This window comes from Robiginitalea sp. (genome assembly GCF_049588695.1).
Taxonomy (GTDB): domain Bacteria; phylum Bacteroidota; class Bacteroidia; order Flavobacteriales; family Flavobacteriaceae; genus Robiginitalea.
Map to the genome: position 1 here is coordinate 1 of NZ_JBAVZJ010000612.1, position 5949 is coordinate 5949.

General features: G+C 49.4%; 5 protein-coding genes and 2 tRNA genes. 5 read left to right on the forward strand and 2 right to left on the reverse strand.

Annotated features, from left to right (window positions below; translation table 11 throughout):
- Positions 1 to 52 precede the first annotated feature (52 nt).
- The 3 genes from WBV75_RS13955 (at position 53) to WBV75_RS13965 (ending at position 2346) form a co-directional block, all read left to right on the forward strand.
- Complete coding sequence (locus WBV75_RS13955) at positions 53 to 448, forward strand: response regulator transcription factor (RefSeq protein WP_424121195.1); 396 nt, start codon at positions 53 to 55, stop codon at positions 446 to 448.
- Between the two features lie 3 nt (positions 449 to 451).
- Positions 452 to 2137 (forward strand): adenylate/guanylate cyclase domain-containing protein, encoded by a 1686-nt coding sequence (locus tag WBV75_RS13960; protein WP_424121196.1) that lies wholly within the window; start codon positions 452 to 454, stop codon positions 2135 to 2137.
- 127 nt (positions 2138 to 2264) lie between these two features.
- Positions 2265 to 2346 (forward strand) — tRNA-Leu (locus tag WBV75_RS13965).
- 198 nt (positions 2347 to 2544) lie between these two features.
- On the opposite strand, the gene ggt is transcribed toward WBV75_RS13965, so the two are convergent.
- Together ggt and WBV75_RS13975 are read right to left on the reverse strand one after the other, a co-directional pair.
- Entirely contained in the window at positions 2545 to 4257 is a 1713-nt protein-coding gene (gene ggt, locus WBV75_RS13970) for a gamma-glutamyltransferase (protein WP_424121197.1), read from the reverse strand.
- Between the two features lie 19 nt (positions 4258 to 4276).
- Positions 4277 to 4642 (reverse strand): cupin domain-containing protein, encoded by a 366-nt coding sequence (locus tag WBV75_RS13975; protein ID WP_424121198.1) that lies wholly within the window; start codon positions 4640 to 4642, stop codon positions 4277 to 4279.
- 177 nt (positions 4643 to 4819) lie between these two features.
- On the opposite strand from WBV75_RS13975, the gene WBV75_RS13980 reads away from it, so the two are divergent.
- Together WBV75_RS13980 and WBV75_RS13985 are read left to right on the forward strand one after the other, a co-directional pair.
- A tRNA-Leu gene (locus tag WBV75_RS13980) sits at positions 4820 to 4901 on the forward strand.
- A gap of 182 nt (positions 4902 to 5083) precedes the next feature.
- On the forward strand, positions 5084 to 5949 hold an 866-nt coding region (locus WBV75_RS13985), incomplete at its 3' end, for an L-threonylcarbamoyladenylate synthase (RefSeq protein ID WP_424121199.1).

Genomic DNA, 5949 nt, shown 5'->3' on the forward strand with positions numbered 1-5949 from the left:
AATGTAATGTTCTTTGTGTACCAGTAGCCCGGAATCAATCCTAAATTCATAAATGCAAATAGATCCAATGGATAAAAAATTACTGATAGTCGACGATGAAGCCCATATACGAATGTTGATTGAGCAAACCCTGGAAGATTTGGAAGACGAAGGGGTTGAATTGTTGTTTGCCGACAACGGGGCGGATGCGCTGAGGATTATACAGGAAGAGCGACCCGACCTGGTATTCCTCGATGTTATGATGCCTAAAATGAACGGTATGGAGGTTTGCCAGAAGGTGAAAAAGGAACTCAAAATCACCGACACGTACATTATTTTGCTCACGGCCAAGGGACAGGAAGTAGACCGGCAAAAGGGCCTGGATATGGGTGCCAACAAGTATATGACCAAACCTTTTGACCCGGACGAGATGTTATCCATCGCCGAGGAAATCCTCAATATGAAATAATAAATGGGTTTATCAACCGCAGATCGTGCCATTAAGCATATCCTTAAACGGGATAAAGACGCCCGGGAAGTCCTGAACAAACTCAGTGAGGGCGAGGGTATGGATTGCGCTTTTGAAACGGTTGGAGGGCAGGTGTTATGGGGTGAGGATAAGGCGTTTAAGCACGCCATGGATTTGACCCACGAAGGGAAGGTGCTGGGTACATTTCGATATTCATCGGAAGAGGCCTTGCTCATCTTTGATACCCTGAAGCTCCTGTTTCAAAAGGAGTGGGAGAAGAAGAAAATCGGTAAAGAAGTGTTGGGGCTCTATCGCGAGATCAACATGATTTATGACCTGAGTGAGGTGATTTCGGAGAAAATCGATGCAGAGTCCATAGCCAAAGTCACCCTGGAGGAGGCCTCCCAGATTATCGACACTACGCATGCCCTTTTCCTGATCTATGATCCGGAAAAAGACGAGGTTCGTCAGATTGCCCGCCTGGGGGAGAATCCAAAGAGCCGGGCTTTTATCGAACAACAGAAGGATGTTCTTCGGGATTTGATTACCCGTGGGGTTTCCGCCATAGTACCTGTCGAGCGGATCGCTGCAAATCCAGCCCTCAAGCACTTGAAAACAGTAATGTACGCCCCCTTGAAAGTGAAGCACCGTACCTTTGGGATGGTCATTATCGGCCATGAAGAGGAGGTGGAGTACACGGCGGCTGAACTTAAATTACTTACTACCATTACACTACAGTCGGCTACGGCCATTGAAAGTGCCCATCTCTATCAAAAAGGGCTCAAGGAGGTTCAGGACCGGGAAGAAGCCATTCGTAAAATTCACGACGTCAGCCAGAAATTTGTTCCCTCAGAGTTTATTAAATCCCTCGGCAAGGCAAAGATCACTGAGGTTTTCCTCGGAGACCTCGTGGAGCGTGAGGTGACCGTTGTTTTTGTCGATATCCGGGGCTTCACCACGATTTCAGAAGGACTGAGCCCGACAGATAACTTTTTATTTGTCAATGGCTTTAACAACCGTATGGGCCCCATCGTCCGCAAAAATGGAGGCTTTATTATGCAGTACCTGGGCGATGGTTTTATGGCCTTGTTTACCGAAGGATCCCAGGGCGCGCTTACCGCATCGGTACAGATGCACCGCGAACTACAGGAATACAATAAAGAAAGGGCCCTTAAAGACCGACTCCCCGTGCATATTGGGGTTGGTATGCAGAGTGGGAAACTGATTATGGGTATTACGGGGGACAATGAGCGCCTGGATGCGGCTATAATATCCGATACGGTGAATACGGCCGCCCGGATCGAAGGGCTGTCCAAGCATTTTGGCACCTCGATATTGCTGACCCAGGAGTGCAAGGCAAACCTCACCGACCCGGGCGAGTTTGATTTCAGATATCTCGGGAGGGTACAGCCCAAGGGAAAAATGAAACCTATCGACCTGTATGAGTGTATTAATGGAGATGCCGAGGACCTTCAGAACCACAAGCTTTCAAACCTAAAGACTTTTGATGACGCTATGACGCTCTTTTTGGATAAGGAGTTCGCCATGGCTGCGGTTACTTTTCAGCAAATCTTTAAAAGCAATATCAAGGACCAGCCTGCAAAATTATTCCTGAACCGGGCCGCCCAGCTGATTACCCAGGAGATCGAGGACAATTGGAAGGGTGTGGAAACCATGACGACCAAGTAGGTTAGACACCTTCCCTTGTCCAGTGCGGAGCACTTGCATATTGAATTAGAGACTACCCTCCCCGATCAGATTCCAAAAGAAGAGATGCGGAACAAATAAAAAATAAATTTATATTTGCAGTCCTTTTGCAGGCGTGGTGGAATTGGTAGACACGCTAGACTTAGGATCTAGTGCCGCAAGGTGTGAGAGTTCGAGTCTCTCCGCCTGTACAAAGTGACTGGGATTTTTACAGTCCGGAGCCCCTTAGTGATGAGGGGCTTTTTTGTTGGCCCTCGGGAATGGATTATAAAGCGACTTCCACTTTGTGCACGTTGGTTAATCAGAGTTTTTAAAAGGATTTTAACACACAGTTCGCTATTTCCAGGACAGACATTCCAGAGGAAAACTCAAAAGTCCGGGTTAGCCATTCAATACCCCACCGCAGCCCCTTGCGGACTGGAAGAATCTGCAGCCCCAACCATGATTTTATTCTCAGCATCGATCTGTATACCCATCAATTCCCCCAGGGAATTGGTAGGGGTCAGGGTGTGGTTCATGGCCTCAAGGGCCTGGCGGGTATCCGGGGATAACAATAGCCGCTCGTAGCGGATCTGGTCAGGCAGCCATTGATGATGGATTTTCATGGATTCAATAGCCTTGTCCACCGGCATCTCATAAGCCAGTACCTTGAGCACGGTTTGGAATACCGTATTGATAATGGTTTTCCCCCCGGGGCTCCCGACAATCAGGTAGGGTTTCCCATCTTTGGCCACAATGGTCGGGGTCATGCTCGAAAGCATTCTTTTTTCAGGTTCTATGGTATTGGGAGGGGTCCCGATCAGGCCATCCCCTGTCGTGAAATTGGGTTTCGGGTTAAAGTCACCCATTTCGTTGTTAAAGATAAAGCCCAGTTTTTCGGACCCCATTCCGGAGCCATAGGGGTATTCCAGGGTATAGGTCAGGGAAACCGCATTGCCAAAGCGGTCAACCACAGAAAAGTGCGTGGTGCTGCTGCCGTCATAGAGTTGTCCAAATTTGGTGGAATCACTCACCGACGCCCTGCTCATATCTATGTTCTTAAAGCGCCTTTCAGCAAACGCCTTGGAGGTGAGTTTTTCTATAGGGGTATCTATATTAAAATCCGGGTCGCCCAGGTGTTCGGCCCTGTCGGCAAAGGCCCGGCGCATGACCTCTGCCAGTAAATGTACGTAAGCCGTGGAGTTGAACTCAATGGCTTCTAGATCCGCCAGTTCCATCAGGTTCATCATTTCGACCAGGGCAACACCCCCCGAGCTGGGCGGGGCCATGGAGTAGATTTCGTAATCCCTGAAAGTGCCTTTTACAGGTTTGCGTTCTACAGCCTTATACCGTTGGAGGTCTTCCAGGGAAATCAGCCCGCCGTTCTCTTTCATGTACCTCGCAATCTCCTGGGCGACGACTCCTTTATAAAACCCATCATGGCCGTGATCCCGAATTTCAATAAGGGTCCTGGCGAGTTCGGGTTGTTTCCAAAGGGCTCCGAAGGCTGTGAGATCACCGGATTCGCTTTTAAAGTAGTCCTGTAAAAAGGGAATGGGTGAATTGGCCGCAAAGTAAACTCCGGCCTGGGCGAGGTTCCAGGGAAGCTCAAAACCTTTTTCGGCCAGATCTATGGCGGGTTGCACCAGTTCGTTCCAGGGGAGTACCCCGTGCTTCTGATGGGCCAGGTACAGCCCGGCTACCGTTCCCGGAACGCCTACGGACTTCAACCCAATGTGGTTGTCAGTCGATTCACTCCCGAAGAGATTCACCCCTTTTGGCAATTCCCCATCGGCGTCCAGAAACATATCTGCGGTGGCTTTCAGGGGGGCTTTTTCCCGAAAGTCAAACGTGGTGGCAGCACCTGTGGAATCCATAAACACCAAAAACCCCCCACCTCCAATATTTCCTGCCGTGGGATGGGTGACGGCCAGCGCAAAGGCAGTGGCCACAGAGGCGTCGATGGCATTGCCCCCTTTTTTCAGGGTTTCAATTCCCACTTCGGAAGCTATTTTGTTACTCGAAACCACCATGCCGTTTCTGGCAACCACCTGAGCGGTGACACCCGTGGCGGTTAGAAAAAGGCTTAACATGAGGAATTGAAGTATCCGGTATGTTTTCATAAGTCTTCTGTGTATTAAACTAAATCCTGTCTAAATCTGATTGGGTGAAATGATTTTTAGCCTCCCCGGTGTTTAAGGTTGAAACGGGTTCAAAAAGCAAAACACTTACTTCCTCCGGAGCATAGGGTTTATGGGATGTGCCTTTCGGGATAATGACAAATTCACCAGCCTTGAGATGCAGGGTGTTTTCCTTTAGCTCTATGAACAATTCGCCCTGGATCACGTAAAACAATTCGTCTTCTTCCTGGTGTTTGTGCATGATAAATTCCCCCTTGAACTTGGCGATTTTTACATATTGTCCGTTGAGCTCCCCGATAATCCTGGGGGACCAATGCGCACTGAACAGGCTTAGTTTTTCCTGGAGATTCACCTTTTCAATTTCCATATTGGAGCAATTGTTTTTACTGTTCCGAGGGTAGATAGAGGTCTAACCGCCATGCCGGTGAAGATAGTAAATCGGTCAGGACCGGGAAAGTATCGTCAGAATCATGGGATGGAACCCGCTTCTACTATAATTATTTTATTACATTTGCCGCCTGTTTTGTAATTTTACAGGCCCGATGCAGGTGTGGTGGAATTGGTAGACACGCTAGTTTCAGGTACTAGTGCCGCAAGGCTTGGGAGTTCGAGTCTCCCCACCTGTACTTCTGAAAACCCGTCTTTGTGACGGGTTTTTTTATGCTGAATAAAGATGGGTGAACCGGCTCAATACCCGTTCGGGACTCCCCCTCTATCGACGTAAAAGCGGTACGGATGGCCGGGTATTATTCGGATAACATCAAAGCGGATATTAGCAGTCACTTCCATAGCCGATAAAGACTTATTTTTGCTTCAAAGTCCGGACGCCATGACTGCTTTGGAAACCGCAGCAAAAATCATAAAAGAGGGGGGGGTTGTCGCTTTTCCTACCGAAACCGTGTACGGTCTGGGCGCCAACGCCTTCAATCCAATGGCAGTGGCTCGCATTTTTGAAGTGAAACAGCGTCCTTCATTTGATCCCCTTATCGTCCATATTGCCGATCTGCAGCAGCTGAAAGAACTGAGTACATCCGAAGATCCCCGAATACAGAAACTGGCCGAAGCTTTCTGGCCCGGACCGCTTACCCTGATTTTACCAAAGACAGATAAGGTCCCCGACATTGTCACTTCAGGATTGCCTACTGTGGGTATTCGAATGCCAGATCACCCGTTGGCCCTGGGTTTGGTTCGGGCATCCGGGTGCCCCCTGGCGGCCCCAAGTGCCAATAAGTTTGGAAGGCTTAGCCCCACCCGGGCCGCGCATGTGGCACGCCATCTGCCGGAAGCGGACTTTGTATTGGATGGGGGTACCACCCGGGTAGGACTGGAATCGACCATTGTGCGCCTGGAACCCGACGGCTTTGTTATTTTGAGGCCCGGCGGGATAACCCGGGAAGATTTGTCAGCGGTCCTGCCCGAATCTGCGAAAACTGTTGAAGCGGGAGGTCCGGAGGCACCGGGAATGCTCGATTCCCACTACAGTCCTTCAAAGCCTTTTTATTTGTACCATCCCGAAATCCTCAGTCGAATAGACCCTTTAAAGGCGGGGTTTATAAGTTTTCAAGGGGAAATGCCTGCGACCTTTTTACAAACGCGAACGCTATCCTCCAAAGGGGACCTGAAGGAATACGCGACAAAAATATTTTCGGCCCTTCACGAATTGCAGGAATCCAA

Excerpts from the sequence above, each read along its gene's own strand:
- WBV75_RS13955 (WP_424121195.1), top strand. The coding sequence starts at position 53 with ATGCAAATAGATCCAATGGATAAAAAATTACTGATAGTCGACGATGAA.
- WBV75_RS13960 (WP_424121196.1), top strand. The coding sequence starts at position 452 with ATGGGTTTATCAACCGCAGATCGTGCCATTAAGCATATCCTTAAACGG.
- ggt (WP_424121197.1), bottom strand. The coding sequence starts at position 4,257 with ATGAAAACATACCGGATACTTCAATTCCTCATGTTAAGCCTTTTTCTA.
- WBV75_RS13975 (WP_424121198.1), bottom strand. The coding sequence starts at position 4,642 with ATGGAAATTGAAAAGGTGAATCTCCAGGAAAAACTAAGCCTGTTCAGT.